Origin of the sequence: Limnothrix sp. PR1529 (assembly GCF_002742025.1) — a bacterium.
In the GTDB taxonomy this organism is placed as follows: Bacteria; Cyanobacteriota; Cyanobacteriia; order CACIAM-69d; family CACIAM-69d; genus CACIAM-69d.
This window is the reverse complement of sequence record NZ_LIRO01000114.1, coordinates 20363-42475: the sequence shown is the minus strand read 5'-3', so window position 1 is coordinate 42475 and position 22113 is coordinate 20363. Positions and strand designations below refer to the sequence as shown.

General features: G+C 54.4%; 17 protein-coding genes. 9 read left to right on the top strand and 8 right to left on the bottom strand.

What is annotated here, in order from left to right; translation table 11 throughout:
* The first annotated feature begins 366 nt into the window (after positions 1-366).
* From acsF to AMR42_RS15660, 3 genes are all read left to right on the top strand, one after another.
* Positions 367-1437, top strand: coding sequence for a magnesium-protoporphyrin IX monomethyl ester (oxidative) cyclase (acsF, locus tag AMR42_RS15670; RefSeq protein WP_099534587.1), 1071 nt, complete (start codon positions 367-369; stop codon positions 1435-1437).
* 265 nt (positions 1438-1702) lie between these two features.
* Entirely contained in the window at positions 1703-2677 is a 975-nt protein-coding gene (locus tag AMR42_RS15665) for a vitamin K epoxide reductase family protein (RefSeq protein ID WP_099534586.1), read from the top strand.
* A 742-nt stretch (positions 2678-3419) separates the two neighbouring features.
* Positions 3420-5357, top strand: coding sequence for a serine/threonine phosphatase (locus AMR42_RS15660; protein WP_099534585.1), 1938 nt, complete (start codon positions 3420-3422; stop codon positions 5355-5357).
* A 135-nt stretch (positions 5358-5492) separates the two neighbouring features.
* On the opposite strand, the gene AMR42_RS15655 is transcribed toward AMR42_RS15660, so the two are convergent.
* Together AMR42_RS15655 and AMR42_RS21525 are read right to left on the bottom strand one after the other, a co-directional pair.
* On the bottom strand, positions 5493-5999 hold the full coding sequence (locus tag AMR42_RS15655) for a Ycf51 family protein (RefSeq protein ID WP_099534598.1): 507 nt from the start codon (positions 5997-5999) through the stop codon (positions 5493-5495).
* A gap of 448 nt (positions 6000-6447) precedes the next feature.
* The gene (locus tag AMR42_RS21525) at positions 6448-8667 is read right to left on the bottom strand and encodes a calcium-binding protein (RefSeq protein WP_199858215.1); all 2220 of its coding nucleotides are present in this window, start codon (positions 8665-8667) and stop codon (positions 6448-6450) included.
* A gap of 728 nt (positions 8668-9395) precedes the next feature.
* On the opposite strand from AMR42_RS21525, the gene AMR42_RS15635 reads away from it, so the two are divergent.
* Positions 9396-9797, top strand: coding sequence for a VOC family protein (locus tag AMR42_RS15635; protein ID WP_199858214.1), 402 nt, complete (start codon positions 9396-9398; stop codon positions 9795-9797).
* Positions 9798-9858: 61 nt separating this feature from the next.
* Here AMR42_RS15635 and AMR42_RS15630 read toward each other — a convergent pair whose 3' ends face one another.
* The 4 genes from AMR42_RS15630 to AMR42_RS21665 all read right to left on the bottom strand — a co-directional run bounded on the left by AMR42_RS15630 (position 9859) and on the right by AMR42_RS21665 (position 13497).
* Complete coding sequence (locus AMR42_RS15630) at positions 9859-10788, bottom strand: Cof-type HAD-IIB family hydrolase (RefSeq protein ID WP_099534584.1); 930 nt, start codon at positions 10786-10788, stop codon at positions 9859-9861.
* A 291-nt stretch (positions 10789-11079) separates the two neighbouring features.
* Positions 11080-11331, bottom strand: coding sequence for a hypothetical protein (locus AMR42_RS15625; protein ID WP_099534583.1), 252 nt, complete (start codon positions 11329-11331; stop codon positions 11080-11082).
* Positions 11332-11840: 509 nt separating this feature from the next.
* On the bottom strand, positions 11841-13019 hold the full coding sequence (locus tag AMR42_RS15620) for an RNA-guided endonuclease InsQ/TnpB family protein (protein WP_368670748.1): 1179 nt from the start codon (positions 13017-13019) through the stop codon (positions 11841-11843).
* Positions 12922-13497 carry an IS607 family transposase gene (locus AMR42_RS21665; protein WP_099534582.1) on the bottom strand — a complete coding sequence of 192 codons (576 nt, stop codon included), beginning with the start codon at positions 13495-13497 and terminating at the stop codon, positions 12922-12924. The genes AMR42_RS15620 and AMR42_RS21665 overlap by 98 nt, the downstream gene beginning before the upstream one ends.
* On the opposite strand from AMR42_RS21665, the gene AMR42_RS20015 reads away from it, so the two are divergent.
* The 4 genes from AMR42_RS20015 (at position 13487) to AMR42_RS20900 (ending at position 18923) form a co-directional block, all read left to right on the top strand.
* Positions 13487-13771: a hypothetical protein gene (locus AMR42_RS20015; protein ID WP_143473135.1), complete on the top strand. Its 285-nt coding sequence runs from the start codon at positions 13487-13489 to the stop codon at positions 13769-13771. The two genes, AMR42_RS21665 and AMR42_RS20015, sit on opposite strands and share 11 nt — an antisense overlap.
* 193 nt (positions 13772-13964) lie before the next feature.
* Positions 13965-15974 carry an AarF/ABC1/UbiB kinase family protein gene (locus tag AMR42_RS15610; RefSeq protein WP_099534596.1) on the top strand — a complete coding sequence of 670 codons (2010 nt, stop codon included), beginning with the start codon at positions 13965-13967 and terminating at the stop codon, positions 15972-15974.
* Between the two features lie 577 nt (positions 15975-16551).
* On the top strand, positions 16552-18045 hold the full coding sequence (gene hemG, locus AMR42_RS15605; RefSeq protein WP_234407042.1) for a protoporphyrinogen oxidase: 1494 nt from the start codon (positions 16552-16554) through the stop codon (positions 18043-18045).
* 707 nt (positions 18046-18752) lie between these two features.
* A complete protein-coding gene (locus tag AMR42_RS20900; protein ID WP_190355568.1) occupies positions 18753-18923 on the top strand; it encodes a hypothetical protein in 171 nt (56 codons plus the stop codon).
* A 38-nt stretch (positions 18924-18961) separates the two neighbouring features.
* Here AMR42_RS20900 and AMR42_RS15600 read toward each other — a convergent pair whose 3' ends face one another.
* Entirely contained in the window at positions 18962-19936 is a 975-nt protein-coding gene (locus AMR42_RS15600) for a DUF72 domain-containing protein (RefSeq protein ID WP_099534581.1), read from the bottom strand.
* Positions 19937-20734: 798 nt separating this feature from the next.
* Here AMR42_RS15600 and AMR42_RS15595 point away from each other — a divergent pair.
* Positions 20735-21133: a polymer-forming cytoskeletal protein gene (locus AMR42_RS15595; protein WP_099534580.1), complete on the top strand. Its 399-nt coding sequence runs from the start codon at positions 20735-20737 to the stop codon at positions 21131-21133.
* Between the two features lie 357 nt (positions 21134-21490).
* Here AMR42_RS15595 and AMR42_RS15590 read toward each other — a convergent pair whose 3' ends face one another.
* Positions 21491-21979, bottom strand: coding sequence for a hypothetical protein (locus AMR42_RS15590; protein WP_099534579.1), 489 nt, complete (start codon positions 21977-21979; stop codon positions 21491-21493).
* Positions 21980-22113: the final 134 nt, after the last annotated feature.

Genomic DNA, 22113 nt, shown 5'->3' with positions numbered 1-22113 from the left:
AGCAGGCAATTGGGCACTTTAGGGCAATTAGAAGTTGAGATTTGTTGCAGATTGTTACCTGTTGTTGTAACTCTTCATATCCCATCCCCCATCCCCCCAAAGGAGATTGATAGACTAAACAACAGTTTTTTTAAGGCTTTTGATCTTTAGTGATCTTTGGCAAGCCGTTTTTAAAATCCCAACGCAGCCTTTGATCCCACACAACCGCTGTGCAGTTGTCAGGAAAAAATCGCTGCTGCTCATCCCGTTGACGACCCTTCCCTAGCACGCTGATAGATCCGTTCAGATTGCGCCAGTCAGATCGATCTAGATCCTGTCTGGCTCAGTCATCCGCCCAACCCGTACCTCGATCGCACTAAGCAATTCATGGTTAGCACTCCCCAAAAACCGCAAGCCGTCCAGCCGGGAGTCAAAGTTCCCGCCAAGGACACGATCCTCACGCCGCGCTTCTACACCACCAACTTCGAAGAAATGGCGGCGATGGATATCTCCGCCAACGAAGAGGAACTCCAAGCGATCATCGAAGAATTTCGGGTGGACTATAACCGCCACCACTTCGTGCGCGATGAGGAGTTCAACCAAAGCTGGGATCACATTGACGGCAAAACCCGCGAGCTGTTCATTGAGTTTCTGGAGCGCTCCTGCACCGCTGAGTTTTCGGGCTTCTTGCTTTACAAGGAACTGTCGCGGAAACTGAAGGGCAAAAACCCGGTGCTGGCCGAAGGGTTTGAGCTGATGTCGCGGGATGAAGCACGCCATGCGGGCTTCCTGAACAAGGCGATGACGGACTTCAACCTGTCGCTAGATTTGGGCTTCCTGACCCAAAGCAAGAGCTACACCTACTTCGCACCGAAGTTCATCTTCTACGCGACCTACCTGTCGGAAAAGATCGGCTACTGGCGCTACATCACGATCTATCGCCACCTGGAAAAGAACCCCGAAGACCGGATTTATCCGATCTTCCGCTTCTTTGAAAACTGGTGCCAAGACGAGAACCGCCACGGCGACTTTTTCGATGCGGTGCTGCGGGCCAATCCCCAATTCTTGAACGATTGGAAAGCCCGTCTCTGGTGCCGGTTCTTCCTGCTGTCGGTGTTTGCGACGATGTTCTTGAACGATCTGCAACGGAGCGGGTTCTACGCGGCGATCGGGCTGAACGCTCGCGACTATGACATCGAAGTAATTAAGAAGACCAACGAAACGGCGGGTCGGGTGTTCCCGATCGTCCTGGATGTGGAGAACCCTGAGTTCTATGAGCGGCTTGATCGCTGTGCCGCCAACAACATCAAGTTGGGTGAAATCGCTGCCTCAAACGAACCGGGCTTCGTGAAGACCCTGCAAAAGTTGCCGTTGATTTTGAACACGGCTTGGCAGCTCATTGCCCTGTTCCTGATGCCGCCCATCCGGGTTGACCAAAATTGGTCGGTGGCTCGCTAGAACTCGGGAATTAGCCCTGATTTGACTGTCATTTCGAGCTGATTGGGTGGCCAGTGCTGAGCATTGGCCATCTTTTTTGTCTCTTCTTCTTTTGGCTCTTTTCTGCGTTTTGATCGCTTTTTCTGGCCCATTCGGCCGGTCATTTGCGCACCATCAAGCAATGATTCGTTGACCTTCCTAGACAGCGGTAAGGCCGTTCGCTACCCTGAAGTCTGTAGTGACGGCTCTGCCGTATCCCGATCGAGATGGTTCTCTGTGCCTTGCCATGACTGCTTCTAGCACAAAACGCCGCCGCCAACTGCCTTGGCTCCATCGCCACGGTCGCACCGTAATTGCGGGCATCGCCGGAACCGGTTTGGTGCTCACCAGCTATCTAACCGTGGTGAAGTTAACGGGCGCAAAGGCGGCTTGCCCCACAGAAGGGTGCGATCGCGTCCTGAACAGTCCCTATGCCGAGGTGTTGGGGATACCGCTGCCGCTGATTGGGATGTTGGGCTATGGCGCGATGTTGTTGTTGGCGCTGGCTCCTCTGGTAACCCAACAGGCCCGTAAGGATCTGCAAGTGCAGATTGAAGAATGGAGCGGCTTGCTGTTGGTGGCGGGCGGCGCAGCGATGGCCACGTTCAGCGGCTATTTGATGTATGTGATGGTCTCGGAAATTCGCGAGACTTGTCTCTATTGTTTGGGGTCGGCGTTCTTTTCCCTGTCGCTGTTTGGCCTGGCCCTCAGCAGTCGCCGTTGGGATGATTTAGGGAAACCCATTTTTACGGCGATCGGGTTGGCCATCATCACGCTGGTGGGAACCTTGGGGGTCTATGCCACTCCCAGCGGATCCAGTTCCAACGGCTCGGAAATGTTCACCATCAAGACCACTTCCGGCCCAGCGGAAATTGCTTTAGCCGAGCACCTAACCAAAACGGGAGCACAGGAATTTGGAGCCTATTGGTGTCCCCACTGCCACGAGCAGAAAGAACTGTTTGGCAAGGAGGCGGCCGCAAAGCTGCCCTATGTGGAGTGTGATCCCAACGGCAAGAACGCTAAACCGGATCTTTGTCGGGCGGCGGGAATTCGCAGTTTCCCCTCCTGGAAAATTGGCGGCAAGCTCTATGAAGGGGTGACTCCGCTCGATCGCCTGGCGGATTTGTCGGGTTATCAGGGCGATCGCACCTTCCGCCAAGGAAGCCTTCAGGAACTGCCAAACCGCGCCGCCCCGATCCCAGAACCCGCCCCTAGTCCTTAAACCCCAATGCCTTTCAGCCCAACACCTGAGTTCAGGAGGTTGGGCGTTGTCGATTTTGGGGCCATGATGGGGAGTTGGGCCGAAAATCTTGAAAAATTTGCAAATGCTTCGCCGGATCAGGCAACTTTTCGCTAGAAAAGCTAAAACAGACGGAATTTGCGTCAGCAGCGGCTGATTAAGCCCCCCTGAGCACCACGGAGATGGACACTAGCTCAGCGGGGCCGGATACGGAACGCGGTGAACTCAAAAACTGGGTTCAGGTGCTGGGTGCAGATGCCATTCGATCGCGATCGCGCGTATGAGACCGGAGCTGCCCTAAATTGGCTGGGATTTCCATATTCAAGGCTCGCCCCCCCAAAACCGTTAATTACGCCGTAACGAAGCCAATTCAAGAGAGTGAGGTATCTATACACGATCCTTAATCTCTGAAGCGTTACGATTGAGACCAGGAGCAGTCAGCTAGAATCCAGAAAAGATCGTCAAACATCTTGCCGGGGGCGGCCACTTTTGACCTGGCCCATTTGGCTTGACTCGATCCAGTATTTCCGATCAGGGTGGCGTGCCAACGGCTATTCGCGATGTTCTGTTTAGGCATTCTGTTTAGGCGTTCTGTTTAGGCGTTTCGTTTAGATGCTCCGTTTAATAGTCCTCGTGATTTGATTACTCGATTTAATCACCCAAGCTTGATCACCCATCGATCAACCAACCCTGATCACTCTTGAGACCTCTGACAGTGGCTGCTATGCAGATTTGTCCCCAGTGCCAATGTGAAAACCCTGATGACAACAAGTACTGTCAGCAGTGTGGTGCCTCGCTCGATCGACTGCTCTGTCCGGAATGCGGCACTGAGAATCCCGTCGGTCAGCTCACCTGTAGTGACTGTGGCGAGGCGATCGGGACAGTTCTGCAAGCTCTTTTGGTGCCGCCGGAACCGGATGCCGCTTGGCCAAATCTCCCCGAGACCAATGATCCCGACCAGCCTTTTCTGCGCTACAAGCCCTTGACTCCGATTCGGGCAATTGATGCCAGCGCCCAATATCAAACCCAAGTGCTGGATCAACAGCCCTATCGACTGCGATTTTTCGATCGCTGGTTGCACCAGCCGATCGAGGGCGACGCGGAACCCACCTTGCCCCCCAGCTCTCAACCCGCCACTTACGAACTCTCGATCGAGTCCCAAATTCCCTCCATTGCCCAACCCTATCTGCTGCTCGATTCACAACTGGGCCAACGCTTGCCCCAGGTCTACGACACCTGGCAAGGAGAAGGCTGGCAAGTTCTGTTGATTGAGGATCGATCGGACTGGAAATCCCTGAGCGATCTGTGGCGAGATCCCGACACACCCACCCTGCAAGTCCTGCACGATCTCTACGAAATGCTCGACCTTTGGGAAGAGCTAATTCCCGTGCAATGTACCGCCAGTCTGCTGGTGCTCGACAACCTGTGTGTTGACGAAGACAGCGTTCTGAGCCTCAAGCGTCTGCATGACCCCACCGCGCATCCGGAGCAGCCCACCGCCGCCAGCAGCCTCACGCACTTGGGCGAAGCCTGGCTACAGTTGCTGACCCAAGCGGAACACCCAGGAGCCGACTCCTTGATTAACCTGGCTCAACTGATTGCTCGGGGTCAGTTCACCAGCCCCGACGTGGTGCGCCAGCACCTGCGGCTCATTGCCGACAACTTGGAGCAAAAATCCCCCGTAGCGGCGATCGCCGCCACCAGCCTGAGCGAAAGCGTGGCCATGCCCTCTAGCTCGGTTGTTCCTAACGGTGGCAATCCGCTCGCTAATCTTCCCCTCAGCAGCCTGCGGGATGACGATGAGGACGATACACCCACAATCGTCCTGCCCATGAAATTGTCGAGTCTGGATGAGGCGGGGCGCACCGATATTGGTCGCCAGCGAGATCACAATGAGGACTACTTCGGCATTTACACCAACTTCCAGCGCCTGGAAACCCCCAACGGCAGGACGGTTCGGGCCCACAATCTCTATATCCTCTGCGACGGGATGGGGGGCCATGCCAGCGGGGAAGTGGCCAGCCACTTGGCGGTCAAGACCCTTCAGGACTATTTCCAAACCAATTGGCAAACTGAAATGCCCCCGATCGAGGCCATTCGAGAGGGCATCTTCATTGCCAATCAGGCCATTTACGACGAAAACCAAAGCGAGCAGCGATCGGGCAGTGGACGAATGGGAACCACCCTGGTTTTAGTGCTTGTCCACAACTCCAAGGTGGCCGTGGCCCACGTGGGAGACAGCCGGCTTTATCGGCTCACCCGCCGTCGGGGTCTTGAGCAAATCACCACCGACCACGAAGTCGGACAGCGGGAAATTCAGCGCGGCATTGACCCCGATGCCGCCTACAGCCGCCCCGATGCCTATCAACTCACCCAAGCTCTGGGGCCCCGCGATAACACCGGAGTGGATCCAGAAATCCAGTTTTTGGATCTGGATGAAGATGCTCTGTTGTTGCTCTGTTCCGATGGATTGAGCGACAACGACTTGATTGAAACCCACTGGCAAACCCACTTAGCCCCACTGATTAGCTCTCGCGCCAACCTTGACCAAGGGGTTTCGCAACTGGTGGAGCTGGCAAATCAGCACAATGGCCATGACAACATCACGGCCCTGCTGATTCGAGCGAAGGTGCAGCCCAACATGGACAGCATGTTGATGTAGAGCTGGGCGCTGATTGACGTAGAACTGGGCACTGAACTGGGCCAGTCGGCCAGGCTTCCTCAATGGTTTAACCAACATCCAGGAAGCCACGGTTGATCGAGCGGGGAGCGGGCTGAGTTCCTAGAAGCTAAATTCCTAGAACAGAGTGATCTTGGGGTTTTCATCGATGCGAACGGTGAGCGATCGCTCGATTTGCCCTAGGTATTGGAGTTTCGAGATCCCATCCTCAGGATGAGTGACCGATCGCGCACGGATGGTCAACGAAGGCTTACCCCCCACTCGTCCAGGGGAGTAGAGGTCGATCGCGGCTTGCTTGAGGGTGGCCACCAACGCCTCCGCTGGCAAGTCTGGCGAAACGGCGATCGTGGCGAGGGTTGCTCCCGTGTCATAAACCAGTTGGTAGGGGGCGGCTCCCTCAATGCGCGGCCGTTCCCGGAGGCTGAGGCCAAAACCAAACAACCCCGCCGCCACCACGATCGTGAACGCGGTGACTCCCACCAGTCGAAATCGCCAGGCCCAGCCCAACACAAACGCCAAAATGGTCAAGAGCAAAAACAGACCATCGGCCGCCAAAGTCCACTTGGCCCCCTCGATCGCCAGTTCCGTCAGCCCTTTGCCATTCAAAAGTTGACTGAAATCCATCGCTTGCATTCCCCTTGTCTTCGCTATTTTTGGTCTTCGTTGTTTTTTAGATTGGCTATCTTTCAGATTGAGCTGTCTTGCAGATATTGATCTTTCAACATTCTTTTGGCTATTACGAGAGTGCCCGAAAAGTAGCCTGAGGGGCGAACCAATCGCCAACAGTTGCGGGGGCAAGGCGCTTCAGCCCCTTGTCTGGGCCGGTTGATGAAACCCACAAATCAGTAGTTTTGGCTTTTCAGACATCCTCTGATGGGATCTTTGAAAAGTTGGGAATACCCAAAAAAAGGGGTGGCTCACTGTCCACCCCTCAGACTCTATCGGTTTTGCTTCCACCGATGCAAGCGCACCACATGAGCGCAGCCGAATCAGCGCAACCGATTAGCTCCTCTGCATCTTGGCGATCGGGAACCGTTCTGCGATTTGGCCCCGATCCCCAATGGCTCAGGTTTTAATCGTCATCACCCTTGCCGAAGCGCTTACCAATACCGGGAGGCAGGGTGTCAAACGTCCGCTTGCCACCAACGATCTGTTTCGCCAATCCGGGCGGCAGACCCAACAAACCACCGCCCAGGCTGATGTTGGTGATGTTCGTGATGTTCGTAATATTGGTGATGTTCGTCACGTTGGTGGTGGAACCGCCGAGGCTACCACCCGTAGTGCCGCCGCCCGTGGTGCCGCCTGTGCTGCTACCGCCGCCCGTGCTACCACCCGTGCTACCGCCCGTGTTGGTGTCCGGCAGGCCAAAGATGCGGAAGTTGCTGGCGATCAATTCTGCTTCGGAGTAGATCTTCAGCGAGAAGCCCGAGGAAACCTTGACGATCGAGAAGAAGTTGCCATCTTCGTCGCGGCCCTTTTGGGTCACGGCTTTCAGCACATCGCCACCGGACTTGAAGCCCAAATTCGCCGCCAGGGCAATTCGATCGTCCTTCGTAGAGAAGTCATAAATCGTCGCTTCGCCGGTCAAGGGGTCGATCGAGCTGCTGCCCGTCGTGGAACCGGTTGTGCCCGTGCCCGTCGTACCCGTACCAGTTGTACCCGTACCAGTTGTACCCGTGGCCGTCGTGCCCGTACTAGTTGTACCCGTGCTCGTCGTACCCGTGCCCGTAGTCCCGGTGGTGGTTCCGAGCGTAGTCCCCGTGGTGGAAGTCGAACCCGTCGTGCCGCCCGTGGTCGATCCGCTCGTGCCGCCCGTCAACGAATCGGAACCCGTAGTGGCCGTCACATCCAACTTGCCAAACAGGAACACATCCTTACCAGCGCCACCCCACAGGGCATCCTTACCGTAGCCACCCTCGATCGAGTCGTCACCTTCGCCACCCAGGATCGAATCATCGCCCTGATCGCCCACCAGGATATCTTTGCCAGCGCCACCGACAATAAAGTCATTGCCATCGCCGCCAAAGATCAGGTCATCCCCAGCATTGCCCGTCAGGATGTCATCGCCACCGAAGCCAAAGATCTTGTCATCGCCACCCAGGCCATTGAACACATCTTTGTTGGAACCACCCCGGAAGAAATCATCTCCCTCGCTGGGCCGGTCAGACAAAGGCGAATTCGTGAAATCTGCATCCCGTTTTTCCTTGATGCCGAATTCTAGGAAGTGCTTGAACAGATTCTTGACCTGTCCGCCCTTGAAGGCCTTGGAAAGGTCTTCGTTGAAATCCAGGTAGAGATCTTGGTTGAACTTGGGTGAAGGGCTGAGACCCTTGGCAAAACCAACCGCTTGGAAGTGGGCAAAAGCGCTGCTGAATTGGCCGCTGGCAACCGCCGCTGCGGCATCCGGATTGGCTTCCAGATAATACTTGCCATCAAAGAATGTGCCGCTGTTGCGTCCTTCCTTGACCCCAACAGTCAAGAAGTGCTTGTAGCTGTAGGAAAACGACAGATTGTTGAACAGAATGAACCCGTCAACATCACCGTTGGTCTTCAGGTATTCATTGGGGTTGAAGAAGTAGCTGCCCACCCGCCGTTCTTGAACACCGGCTTTGATGAAGTGTTCAAAGGCGCTGCGGAAGCCGCTAGCTTTCAGCGAAATCTTCAGGTCAACGTTTAGCTCCAGATATGCCTTCGGATCGAAGACCAACGAAGGGGCCCGATCTTCAAACTGTCCAACCGTTAGGAAGTGCTGATAGGCGCTCTTGATGGAGCCACTTTGCACAGCGGCGACCACATCAGGATTTTGCTCCAGATAGAACTTTTCGTCGAAGCAAAGGGACGGGTCGATCGCGGCTCCCGTTGTGGTTCCGGTGGGGTCGGGGGTTGTACCCGTGGTTCCAGTCGTGCCCGTGGTACTCGTGGTTCCGGTCGTGCCGGTCGTGTCTGTGGTTCCGGTCGTTGTCCCGGTGGTTCCCGTTGCGCCCGTAGTTGTCCCGGTGGTTCCAGTTGTTGTCCCGGTGGTTCCCGTAGTTGTCCCGGTGGTTCCCGTTGTGCCCGTAGTTGTCCCGGTGGTTCCGGTCGTGCCCGTGGTTCCGGTCGTGCCTGTGGTTCCAGTCGTGCCCGTGGTCGTCCCGGTAGTTCCCGTGGTCGTCCCGGTGGTTCCCGTCGTACCAGTCGTGCCCGTGGTGCTCGTGGTTCCGGTGGTTCCCGTCGTGCCCGTGGTTCCGGATGTGGTGGTTGGGGTGGTGGAAGTTGGAATAACTACAGTGTCCGTGGTGGGTGTTGTAGCCATGGTTGTTGATGTCCTCAGATATTGCTGATTAAGTCCCTAGATCTCGACTGGATGAGACAGATGAACGGGCTTGTTCACCTGCCATTTCGATCGCAGTCCATGGGCTGGGCAATCGTATTTCGAGCGATCGGGAAACAATGATTTGCTGATGGTGCGTTATTTCACAGCCCACAGCCTGCATCGAAATAATTGCGATACACCCAAATGCTTAGGATTGAAATTTCCTATAGCCGATCGATTCAGGTCAGTTACTGAGTCGATCGGTTTGCTGTTACGAGCTTTTGGCATCTCTGCCTTGTCAGACGAAGGGTTCCCAAATTGGTTCCCGTTCAATTTCTAAAATTCTGGATATTTTTTTGCATGGGTCTGTGACCATAATTTTTTTGAATTACTGTGAAATGCATGATAGTTCCCGCAGAAAGTTGGGTAATCTAAGAAAATTTGCAAGATTATTTTTAGCGGAATTTTTTAGGATCACAACCGCAAGACCCTGCTGCAAGAGAGCGATTCGAGCCTGGCAATAACTCCCAACTTCTACAGGATGATTGACTGCGAAATCGGACGCTTATGCCAGGTTGAAAACCGGCTAATGGCCCCGTGACTGTTGACCCCAATTTGCTGATCCCTCTCTTTGCCCAACCTTTGCCCAAGCTGATGTTCTGAAGGGATGCTTGGGGTAGGGTGGAATGGGCAGTTAACCGGATGCGCCGGGCTTGTGGAGTTGCATTGTGGATCGGTTGGACTATCGTGGAGCGCTAGTGGTTTTAGCGGATGGGATGGGGGGACAGTTGGGCGCGTTTTATCGATCGCTCCTGGGAGATCCGGTGCGATCGATCGGTTCGGGCTATTGGGAATTTGGGCTAACGGGCGGTCTGCGCTTAGGAATTTTTCGGCCCCAACCCGAACAGATGGAACGCTTTCAGGGCGCAACGGGGGGCCTTTGTCTCTGCTTGGAAGTAGTGAATTTGGATCAAGCGATCGCCCTGGTGAGCGATCGGGGGGCCACCTTGGCGGGGCCGGTGCGCATTGCGAGCCACGGCCGGGAAATTGACGCGATCGACCCGGCGGGGAACCGTTTGATTCTCTATGAGCCAAATGAATTGGCGAATTCTGGAATTAAGAATTCTTGAACTCAAGGACTTGAACTCAAGGAATTGATCGACAGCTATTGATCAACAACTTGATCAATAACTAAAGAACTGAGCCACTGGCGGCTAAAACTTGCTCGATCGCCCGAGCGGCCCCATCCTCCTCCACCGACGGCGCAACCCATTGGGCGATCGCTTTGACCGGTTCCGGCGCATCCCCCATGGCCACCCCCAAACCGGCATAGGCGATCGCTTCCGAATCATTGAAGTTATCGCCCACAAACATCACCTGCTCCGGCCGTAAACCCAACTGTTGCTCCGCCAAGTGCCGCAGTGCATTGCCCTTGTTCACATCCGGGTGCGCCACTTCCAAAAAGGTGGACACGGACGTGGTGAGGTAAGCTTCCTGGGCACAGTAGCGCTGGCGCAGTTTTTCCAAAAGATCGCGGGTTAAGTGGCGATCGGGACTGAGGGCCAACACCTTCGTGGGTTCGGGGCCCTGAGCCAGCACTTGCCGCAAATCTCCCACTTCGATCGGGGTCACGCCCGTGCGATCGGCATAATCCTGGCTGGCCGGTGTCAGGTGGCGAATCAGCAAGCGATCGTTCACATACAAATGCACCGACAGGCGATCGCCCCAGGCCGGCTCCTCCAAAAAGTCAACCACCTCCCGCGCCACAGCCCGATCCAGCGGGCGGTGAAACAGTGGCTTGGGCTTAGGGCGATCGGCCGGTTGGCTGTGGTCGGGTTGATCCATCCAAGCCCCCTGATAGGCAATCAGCGGTAGGGGGGTTTGAATCTCCCGATGAAACCGCAACGCCGAGCAATACATGCGCCCTGTGGCAATGGTGACAGCCAAGCCCCGGGCCTGAGCCGCTTGGATCGCGGCCAGAACCGGGGGATTAATTTGGTTATTTCGACCCGCGATTGTGCCGTCAATATCCAACACAATCAACCGAATTGCACGGGCCAAATGATGGGGAAATGGCTGCTGTCCGCCACTGCCCGATTGCCAAGCTTCTGTAAACACCATCGGAAGGCCCCTCGCCCTGAAGTCACGGCCTGAACGCTCCAAAGTCTAACGCTCTCCCCAGGGCCAAACCTAGCCAAGAACGGTCTCTGGCAGGGGGAGGGCGATCAAACCATGGAGCATTCAGCAACTACACGCAGCCGTGGGGCTAGGCCGCAATGGCGCATCGGGAATGCATCGATGGTGAGTCTGCGAGTTCAAACAGTGGATCCGCCAAAAACCCAAACTTGGGTCGCCGCGCCACTCGCAACCATCCAAAGCCTTCGCTAAAGTGGTTGGTTGCGAGCATGGCCACTATTGCGGATTGGATCCAAAAGGTTCTTGGCCAACGCCAAGGTTTTCATAGCTCCCTTCCAGGGAAGCCCACAGGGATTGCAGTTCATGAAAAGCTTCCTCGGGTGAGAGCTTGCCGTTGGTCTCCAAGTTGCAAATGAAGCCAACTCGTTGGGCAAACTCTTGGAGGTTCGCGTTAAAGACCAAATTCTCGGGGCGAACTACGCCGCGATAGGTGGAGCAAGGAGCGATAAAGGTCGCATGGTCTTTCATGGGATAACCTCCAGGTCATACACGATTTGTGAATGGACGAAGAGGCGATCGCGAGCTTCCGGAAGATGTTAGAGCAGAGGGTTAAGGTCTGATTGCACCTGGTTGGAGGATAACGCTGGGCGATCGCGGTAACGGCGTGAGTTGGGCGCGAACGAAGCTCCTTTAAGGGCTTCTTAACCTAAGTTTAACCTAGTTTTGGAATTTTGGGCCTGAATTTGGAAAATTTGTCAAGCACCTGACCTGGACTGGGTTAAGGTTTTACACCCGATCAAGACATCAATATTCCAGGGAGAGACTAGATTCCAGGGAGAGACTAGGGACTGATCGGAAAAAGATCCGATCGCTGGAGAAATTGATTAGTTTCAGCATCCCTGAAATTGCGGAGAAACACTGCGATCGCGATCGTCCTCCAGCCCGATCGACATCATCACGCCCTCCTTGGATTTTGATTTTGCACTCTGGGCTTTTCGCCCTTGGCTTTTTCTCCGATACTTTTTTGCTAACGGATGCTAACAAATACATAAGTCGAGATGGTCTCTCAACCAAGGCGTATCAACCAATGCCCGCAGGAAAATCCCACGAGCACCATTTAGATCCCGATTCATTGACCGTCCATCAACTTTCGACTTGATGACCCGAGAGCCGCCAATCTTGACGATTTCACCTGTCCACGAAACGGTCTTAGATGTGTAGGCTTCGTTGATATTGGTCAAGGCAATCTTGCCCAACTCCCAAGCTTTCCACTCCAGATGTTTCTTGAACTGGTAGTGCGATAGGGTCAACATCTGCCGCACGGTTTTTGACTTGATCTTGCGACGTGATTTGCTCACCATTTGAGAGGATTCAAAGCTGGGCAACAAAATCACATCAAAGTTTTCAGTCAGGAACCGTGCGGTTTTGTGGTGAAGTTCTTTCACCAGGTGTTGCACTTTGGAACGCAGGCGATCAGCGGCTTTCTTAAGGCGACGCTTTTGAGCTGATTTAGCCTTGGTAATTTTGGAAATCAGGCGATCCAGCTTGAAGCACAGCTTTTGAATCAGCAAGTTCGAGTCATTGCCAATCCATCCATAGGAGGATTCAGCAAAGAAGGTCATGAATGTGCGAACACCGGGATCTAAGGCAACCACCCGCCCTTGGTTTTCGGACTGAATGGGTTGCACTTCTGTTGAGGTGATCAGGTAATACTCACCATAGGCAAGTGTCAACCGACCATCACTGAAGCCATCAGGAATTGATTCTTTCAGGTCTGCTTTCCCTAAGATGGTGTGGTAAACACCGTTTTCGCTGATGGCTGATTTGGGGATGTAGATCGTTTGTTGTCGATCTTTGCGACTACGGAAGCGACATTTGCGAATCTGCCCGTCTTTTTTGAAGCTTTTCTTGGCTTCTCGAACGGCAGTGCAAGCATCTTTGACCGCAATCTTTTTGATCTGGTAGGGAACTGGCTTGGCCCATTCAGGAAGCGCACCCAAGATGATGGGTGCAACTGCCATCCAGTTGGCTTTGGTTCCCGGCTCCTGAAGGTGCTTGATCGTGGCGTTGTAGACGTATCTCGAAACGCCAAACCATTGCTTCAGGAGCGCTTTTTGATCAGGGCTTAGGAAGATTCGGATCTTCCTGGATCGCCTTCCGGTAGCTTCTGAGTCCGGGCATTCGACGAGAGAAGAGGTGAAGGATGGCGAGCAGATCCGCTGTGAGTTCGGATTCTGGGCAGTGAACAGATGGGTCGAGAACCATGAGTTCGCCACCGTTTTGTTGAGCCATGAACTCGAACAGCTCGCATCCGAATCGGCAGAGCCGATCGCGGCAGGCAACCACAATTTGGAGCTGATCGCCGCGCATGAGTCTGACCAGTAGGGATTGCAGTCCTTTTCGCTGGAAGTTGAGACCCGATCCGATGTCTTGGATGATTTCGGCCTCGGGATAGCGATCACGCATGAACTGGACTTGTCTTGCGAGATCGTCTCGTTGCTTGGGTGAACTGACGCGGCAATAGCAAACAACGGTAGATCGAGTTGCCTTGCGTCCATATGACTCGACGTTATAAAGCCGCTGGCCCGCCTCGTTTCGGATGGTTTCGATCTTCCCTTCATCTGCGTACTTTCTTAGCGTATTTGGATGCAATCCCAGAAATTCGACCGCTTTTCTGAGAGGGATGTATGCCATATCTAAATATTGGCATACGTTAGCAAACGTTAGTAAATTAATTACTGTTGATCAACCCCTCAGTTCAGCCAATCAGGATCGTTCAAAGCCTGATTCACCAGCGTTTCAAGCGACATTTCCGTTAGAGTTGCAGGGCGCGAAAAGCCGAGAACAATTAACCATCATGGAGGAAACCGGGGCTTTTCGATGGGCCAAGGCCCAGTTCCTTAAGGATTCGAGACGATTCGTCAAAAAGATCGGAAAGCTCGGGAATGGTTCTGATTATTTCGGTTAACCGTGAACCATCGCGGAGAGCCTTACGGGCCGTGGCGATCCACTGAACTCAGCTCCCCGTTTGCCCTCTAAGGCTGTCCCGTTGTCAATCAATTCCTATTCAATCGCCATCGAAATCCAACGATTGATGGCGACAGTATTTACAATTGGTTACTAAGTAACTGGTTCAGGCAACGTTCGCCATGACTTCAGCGATGACTCCTGTGTTTGATGCGACGGATCCCAAACGGGCCACGATCGAGGCACGGGCAGTGGCAGAGGATGTTTCCGCGCCGGTATCGCCAAATCAGGGGCCCACCGACGACGAAGACATCGAAACCTATCGATCGCCCCACTACGACCCAGACGCGATCGACGCGGCCTATCGAGGACGCTGGTGGGCGGTGCTGCAACGGGCGATCGCCGTTTTGTGGCCCTGCTTCATGTTTGCCTTTGCGATTTGGCGCGATCGCCAGAGCAACCAAGTCAAGCGCAACGAAGCCCGCCGCGCTCGCCAGTTACGAGAATTGCTGACCCAGTTGGGGCCCGCCTTCATCAAAGTGGGCCAAGCCCTTTCCACCCGACCCGACCTCGTGCCGCCGGTTTATTTGGAAGAGTTGACCCAACTGCAAGATCAATTGCCAGCTTTTCCAAATGAAATTGCCTACCGATTCATTGAGGAAGAATTGGGCGATCGCCCCGAAAATTGCTTTGCCGAACTCAGCGAAAAACCCGTTGCCGCCGCCAGCCTGGGGCAAGTCTATCGCGGCAAATTGAAAACTGGGGAAGCCGTTGCCGTGAAAGTGCAACGCCCCGGACTCACGGAACAAATCACACTTGACGTTTACATCATGCGTGGCCTTGCCAAATGGGCCATGAAAAATGTCAAGCGACTGCGGAGCAACCTAGTTGCTATTACCGATGAATTTGCGGCCCGCATTTTTGAGGAAATGGACTATTCCCAAGAAGGGCGCAACGCAGAACAATTTGCCAAGCTCTATGGCTCCATGGCAGAAATTTACGTGCCCAAAATCTATTGGCAATACACCGGCAAACGGGTGTTAACCATGGAGTGGATTTCGGGAACAAAGCTCACCAATTTGAAAGAAGTGGCCGCACAAGGCATTGATGCCACCCACTTGGTAAATGTGGGGGTGCAGTGTTCTCTGCGGCAATTGCTGGAACATGGTTTTTTCCATGCGGATCCCCACCCGGGCAACCTGTTAGCCATGCCCAATGGTCAATTGGCTTATCTCGATTTTGGGATGATGAGCCGGGTTAAAAAATATCAGCGCTACGGACTAATCGAAGCGGTGGTTCACATGGTGAATCGCGATTTTGCTCGATTGGCGGAAGACTATGTGAAGCTGGAGTTTTTGACCCCTGACACCAATTTGGAGCCAATTTCCCAAGCCCTATCCGGCGTGTTTAGCAATGCGTTGGGATCGAGTGTTTCGGAGTTGAATTTCAAAAACATCACCGATCAATTGTCAGGGGTGATGTATGAATATCCGTTTCGAGTTCCGGCTTACTATGCCCTGATTATTCGATCGCTGGTGACCCTCGAAGGGATTGCGATCAATGTGGATCCAGAATTCAAAGTGCTCAGCAAAGCCTATCCTTACATTGCCAAACGATTGCTCACGGATCCGGCTCCAGAACTGCGGGCTTCGTTGCAAGATTTGCTGTTTCGGGAAGGAGATTTTCGTTGGAATCGGTTAGAAAATCTGTTGCGCAATGCCAAGGACAGTGCTGATTATGATCTCAATGAAGGGATCGATCGGGCAGCGGAGTTTCTGTTTTCGGAGCGTGGGGAATTTATTCGCCAGCAGGTCGCCAATCGGTTAGTGGAAGCGATCGACGCGGCGGGCCAAAGTGCTTGGCGATCGCTCCTGGACAATTGGGGCAAGTTCCTGAACCGCAACCCGGGCAGTCCGGCAAGTTCCAACCCGGGAACCAACCCCAGCGACCCGCGCGAAACCCTGGAGCGGTTGCAACGCATTTGGCAGTTGCTTCAGGAAACGCCTGGGTTTGATTCCATGAAGCTGTTGCAGTTGGCGGCGCGGATCCTGGTGCGGCCGGAAACCCAGCAGTTGGGTCAACAAATCGCCGGAGAGTTAGCCCAACGCGCGATCGCCCGGTTGATTCGGGAGGTGTTGGTGGCGCGATCGCCCCAGCCAATGACCGATTCCAAGGCGGCCGTCCCGATCGCAGCTCTGCGTTAGGCAATCATCGGGAAAATTTGGATCCCTTGGGACTGGTGCTCAGGGTTACTTGAGGCTTAATTGAAGGGTTACTTGAGTAGAAGGCGATTGCTCGATCGGGCGATCGCCTTCTACGTTCAGAGCGCGATCCTCAGTTACCCGGTAACCCCGCATTAGCTCGCCCAGCATTGGCTCACTCAGCATTCCTTGAGGGTCATTATTGATTTTTCATAACCCAATAACGATAAAAAGATAAAAGACCATCAACGGTTAAATTAAGAAGCGGTTGGCTGGCCGATCGCCCCTCCTCCCGAGACCCGATCGCCCCAGCCCCAAAAACCGCACAATTAAATCAATTCACTCGATCGATCCCACATCGCTTGAAATCGCGTCGAGATCGCATCGACTGAAATCAACCGCGAGCGCCTGCGAATAACTGCGAGCACCTGGAATCACCCGTCCTTCAATCGATTGATTGAACTCAGGGAAGCCAGGGCAACTAGGGCAATTAACGCAACTAGCGCAACTAGCCCCATTCGTGGACTGGCGTTTGAATTTGAAATTGTTTTGAGAAAATCTGAAAAAAGGAGATCAAGCCGTGGTGGTTGCTGCACCGATTGGGGTTGAAGGGACAACGGATCGATCGACGACGATCGATGTGTTGATTGTCGGCGCGGGTTTAACGGGCTTGAGCGCTGCCCACCGCTTGGTTAATCACCCGGGCAACCGAGGGCGATCGACCCTGGTGGTGGAAGCGCAAAACCGTGTGGGCGGCAACATCACCACCCGATCGGCCGATGGGTTCCTGTGGGAAGAGGGGCCCAACAGCTTCGCCCCCACGCCAGAGCTGCTGAAACTCGCCGTGGAAGTGGGGTTGAAGGATGAGCTGGTGTTTGCGGATGGCAAGCTGCCCCGATTTGTCTACTGGGACGGTCGGTTACAAGCCATTCCCATGAGTCCCGGCGCATTTTGGAATTCCACCTTGCTGAGCGATCGGGGCAAAGCCAGACTGCTGTTAGGTGCGGCGGGTTTTGTGCCCCCGATCGTGGGTGCAGCCATTTCGGCAAGGGGCGGCGAAGAAACCGTCCGTGAATTCTTCACTCGCCACCTGGGTCAAGAAGCCATGGAGCGCCTCGTGGATCCCTTTATCTCGGGGGTTTATGCCGGAGATCCCAATGCCCTCAGTGCTTCGGCGGCCTTCCGCAAAATGGCCGCCATGCAAGCGGCCGGTGGTGGCTTGGGAGCCGGGGCGGCGCGGATTCTCTGGGCCAAACGCCAAGCGGCCAAACAAGCACCCCCAGCCGATCCCCGCTTACCCAAGCCCAAGTCCGGGGAGTTGGGATCCTTCCGCGAGGGACTGCAAGCTTTGCCGGAAGCGGTGGCAAGCGGTTTGGGCGATCGGGTCAAGTTGGGTTGGCAGGTGGAAGCGATCGCCCGTGATCCCCAAGGCGTTTACCAGGTTGCGATCGCCAGCCCCGATGGCCCCCAACAGATCACGGCTCGATCGATCATTCTGGCCACCCCGGCTCCGGTCACGGCTCAACTGTTGGAACCCCTCGCCCCCCGAGCCAGCACCGCCCTCAACGCCATTCCCTACCCCGCCGTTGCCTGCGTAATTTTGGCCTATCCCGAAACCGCCTTTTCCCAGTCCCTGCGCGGCTTTGGCAACCTGATTCCCCGCAGCCTGGGCCTGCAAACTCTAGGAACCATTTGGGCTTCCAGCCTGTTTGCGGGACGCGCTCCCCAAGGTTGGGCCCACCTAATCAACTTCATTGGCGGCGCACAAAACCCCACCCTGATCCACAAAACCGAAGACGAAATCGCCCAAATGGTTCATGCGGACGTGCGGCGGATTTTGCTGAAACAGGACGTGCCGCCCAAGGTGCTGTCGGTCAAACTCTGGCGGCGGGCGATCCCGCAATACACGATCGGGCATGGGTCTCGCCTGGCCACCTTGCACCAGGAGCTTCAGCATTGGCCTGGCCTCTTTGCTTGCAGCAACTATGAAGGCGGCGTAGCGCTGGGTGATTGCGTGCGCCATGGTTGGGAACAGGCCGACGCGATCGAGCAGTTCCTCGGCAGTCGAGTCTAGGCAGTCGGGTCTAGACACTCAGCCCCCACCCACCCGATCGGGAGTCTATTTTTGGATTTTGGATCGCGTTGAATTGTTTTGAATTACGTTCAACCATTTCTCAAAGGGCGCACAGTTCTCCTTTCGCTGTGCGCTCTTTGTTCTAATACCTGCGTTCTAATAGCTGCTGGTTGATCCCTAATTTGTGGATGATTGGTTGATTATTGGTTGTTGATCCCTGTTTGTTGATTGTTGTGCTTTTGACGATTGTTCTGGCTATGTTGCTGATTTTTCTGGTTTTCATGTCTAGATCTGCCCTTAAATTCATTTTTTAATTCGTTTATTGATTGATATTGTTCATTTTCTTATCTTTTTCACAGATTTCTACGGTTTTTCTGGCTCCTAGAGGACTGTTGACCAACTCGCCAACTAGTTCACGGTCACTTAACCGCTCAACCCTTAGCACTCCCGTTTTTAGGCGACTGCAATGTAACTGCTATTTGTTTGGTCGTTGCCGTTTATTGCGTTCTGATCGACGAAAATTTGGCTGATTTGTGAATTTTTATCGCGAAATTTCAAGAATTCTCAAGCTTATTAAAGGTTAATTGCAAAGCCGGGACTTTCCCAAACACCCAGCTAAATCGGGATGGTAATTTGGGACAGCACAGCCGCTCATTAGCGGTTCTTATTAGTGCCTTTTGTTTAAGAAATCATCAAGGGAAAAAACCATGCAACCCGAGCAAAAAGATTTGGTCACTGGTGTTATTTCCGCTGCCGTTGGAGCCGGTGTGGCGGTGTCCTTCGCGGTGGCGTTCGGCCAAAGCCCCTGGATCGCGATGGGCATTACGGCTTTTTCGGCAGGTGTGGCCCTGTTGGTTGATCGCACCGGTTTGATGTAGTCGCCTCGCTGCGGTCTCTTTTCCTAAAATACGGCTCCCTAAAACAGGGAAAGCTGATCGTTTTGGGAATCATTTTGGGAATCGTTTTGGGATCCGAGGCGATCGCCCCCAGTCCGATCCATGGCCATTGCTGCCGCGTCTTCGGTGATTGATAACTGATTCCAAGGCAACGGGGCGATCGCGGCCACGGCCGGAACCGTCGCCGCCTCTAGTAAAGCCTGAAACTGGCGGGCCGTGTGGGGCGAATGCTCCTCGATCGGGCAATGGACAAAAAAATACAGTTGCACTCCTCGCTCCAGCCAGCGCAACACTCGATCGCGCCATTCCAACAAATAAGCCTCATTGCGCCAGGCTTCCGGGTGGGAAATGAACCGGATGATCGCGAACTCCGCCGTTACACAGGCTTGCAGCGGCAAATCCGGTTTGCGGCGCTGGGATTGCCGTTGGGGATCGTCCCGGGCCAAATCCAAACCCCGATAAATGGGCCGCGTGTCCAACACCACCCGACCAATCCCCAGTTCTCGTAACCAACCATTGAGACGATCGCGCCAATGGGGCAAAAACCAATCCCGGTGACGCACCTCCAAAGCCAAAGGAACATCGGTTGACTGTCGCCATCGGCTCAAAAACTGTCGCAGATCTGCGCTCTGGCTGGGGCCGTAGCTAGGAGGAAGCTGGGCAAACAAGGGCCCGCACCGATCGCCCAAGGCCGCCGCCCGCTCCGCAAAGGCCAACGCTGCCGGCCCGCGATCGAGCAAGGGCCCCAGATGGGTCACATCCCGAGGCAACTTCAGGCAAAAGCGAAATCCATCGGGAACCAACGATCCCCAGCGCTGCACCGTGGCTGCCGTGGGCACACCATAAAACGTCGTGTTGCCCTCAACGGCCCAAAACCGCTCGCCATAACAACGCAGGGCTTTTTGCCCCGAAGTTCCCGGCGGATACACTGAACCCACCCAACCGGGATAAGACCACACGGCACAGCCGAGCCGAAATTGCCAGTCGATCGCCATACCCTATTGCTATACCCTCCATTGCCATACCCTATAGATCCTTCAAAATAGATCCTTCAGAGTATCTTGCAATCATTGCTTCTCCAAAATGTCCCACAATCCTCCAGGGGGCATGACCCGTCACGGGTCAAGCGACATCCAAATTCAGTAGCCCTCGCCCATAGCTCAACTCCCTATTAGTCGCAAGCCTCATGATTCGGGCAAAATTACGCTCAAAGACTGACTGTGATTGATTTGTGTTCGTTTGGGTTTATAGGGTCTGAGTCGCATTGATTGTTCTGAAGTTTAGAAAACCGTCGTTCAGAAAATTCTTGGCGATCATTGTCGAGAAAAGTCAAATTTTTCAGAATTTTGAGCTTATTTTGGGCAATTTTTGGGAATTTTAGAACTTAGCCCCTGTTTGCTCCTCTTCCATCAACCACAAGCGCAGAACCATTTGGTAATGGTTGATTCACAGTTTCATCCATTACCCGAATCAGTGCATTTCTTCCGTAAAAACCCTGAAATCAGACTGCGGATATTAATCTCAAGACAACTCTATCCCCCAGGACAAGCCACCATCAGTAACACGCCTTAAACGCAGGGGCCAGAAAAACTAAGAGGTCAGAAAAACAACAAGGATCGGAAGTATAAATTGTTGTTGATGGCAACACCAACTGGGTCACTGACCCAGCAAACTTGCAAAGTAGTTCAGGCAGTTTCAAGGAGTTGAAAAATGAAGCAGGCCTCGATCGCGAGGCCGCGTGCTGGGAGGAACGCGGGGATGGATCAATGCAATAGTGACTCTGGAGTTAACCGATGTTTGGACGTAGCAAAAAACTAATGCCGTCAGTGACCTATTTGGCTGAGGGAAGTGATTTTCAAGGAAACTTAAGAGTCCAGGGCGGTTTACGGGTTGATGGTGCGGTGCGGGGCACGGTGGAAGTGAATGGAGATTTGGAGATTTCGGCGACTGGCTCAATCGAAGGGCCCGAGGTCAAAGCCGGCAACATCATTATTCACGGCACAGTGAAGGCCAGTATTGTGGCCGAAGGAAGTCTGACCCTAACGCGCACCTCGCGCTTGGAGGGGGATGTGGTGGTTAGCGCCTTGAATATTGAAGCGGGGGCTTTCTACGTGGGCCACATTGTCACCAAGGATGCCAACCTATTGCCCGTCGCTCCGCCGATTCCCAAATTGGTGGGCCGCAGCGAGTAGGGATTTCCAGGGATTTCCTAGGACACTAGGCAAGGTGAGAGGGGGCACCATGCCGTGAACAATCCATCAACCATTCAAAAACAACCGACCAACGACCGGGCCCCAATCGCCGTCGGGACTACAGATCCTACTGACCATTGAGATCATCGAGATTGGGTCTATCTCCTGGGGTTAGCGGTTCAGCCTCAACGACTGCGGCTTAACCCTAGGAGATAGATCCAGTTCTCTTGAGGGGGGTGTGGGCTTGGCAGGGCAACGGACAGGTGGGCCAAACCCGATCGAACCCAAATCAACTGGGACCCAAATCAACCAAAACGCTGATTTACGGCCTCAGTTTCACGATCTCAGTCACCGATCTCAGTTGCCCGATCGCCCGGGATATTCGGGATACATGTCACGGGGGCGATCGCGCCCGTCAATGCATTGGCCCATGGCGGTGGTGAGGTCACTGGTCACCTGGCGATTCAAGGTGGTGACGCAACGGGCAAACCGTTCGGGCAGCAAACTGCGGCGACAATGATCCAAAACGGCACTGCCGTCAACGGCTCCGGCCCGCGAGATGCTGACCACACAGTTGGCGGTGTCGATCGGGCGGCGAGCTTGCCGACAGGTTCTAAGGGCCGCCTCCGCTGAGATGGTGGTTTTTTCGTCAATTCGCTCCACGCAGTCGCCCAAGTCCTCGGGGTGGAGCACATAGGCACAGGAGCTAGCAATCAGGTCGGGGCTGATATTGGAGTCGCGCAGGTCGCGCACACAGCGATCGTGTTCGTTAGCTTGGGCAGCGGTGGGGGTCAGCAGCAGCGGCAAACCCAGGGCGATCGCTGCGATTGTGGATTGAAGTTTCATCGCAAAGTTCAAGCGGTACTTGTGATGGGGACTTGATGGGAACTAGATGAGGAACTGTTGAGCCGTTGGACGATCGAGGACGGGGCGATGGGCAAACGAGGCCCATCCTCGATCGGGAACAGGGGCACGGTCGG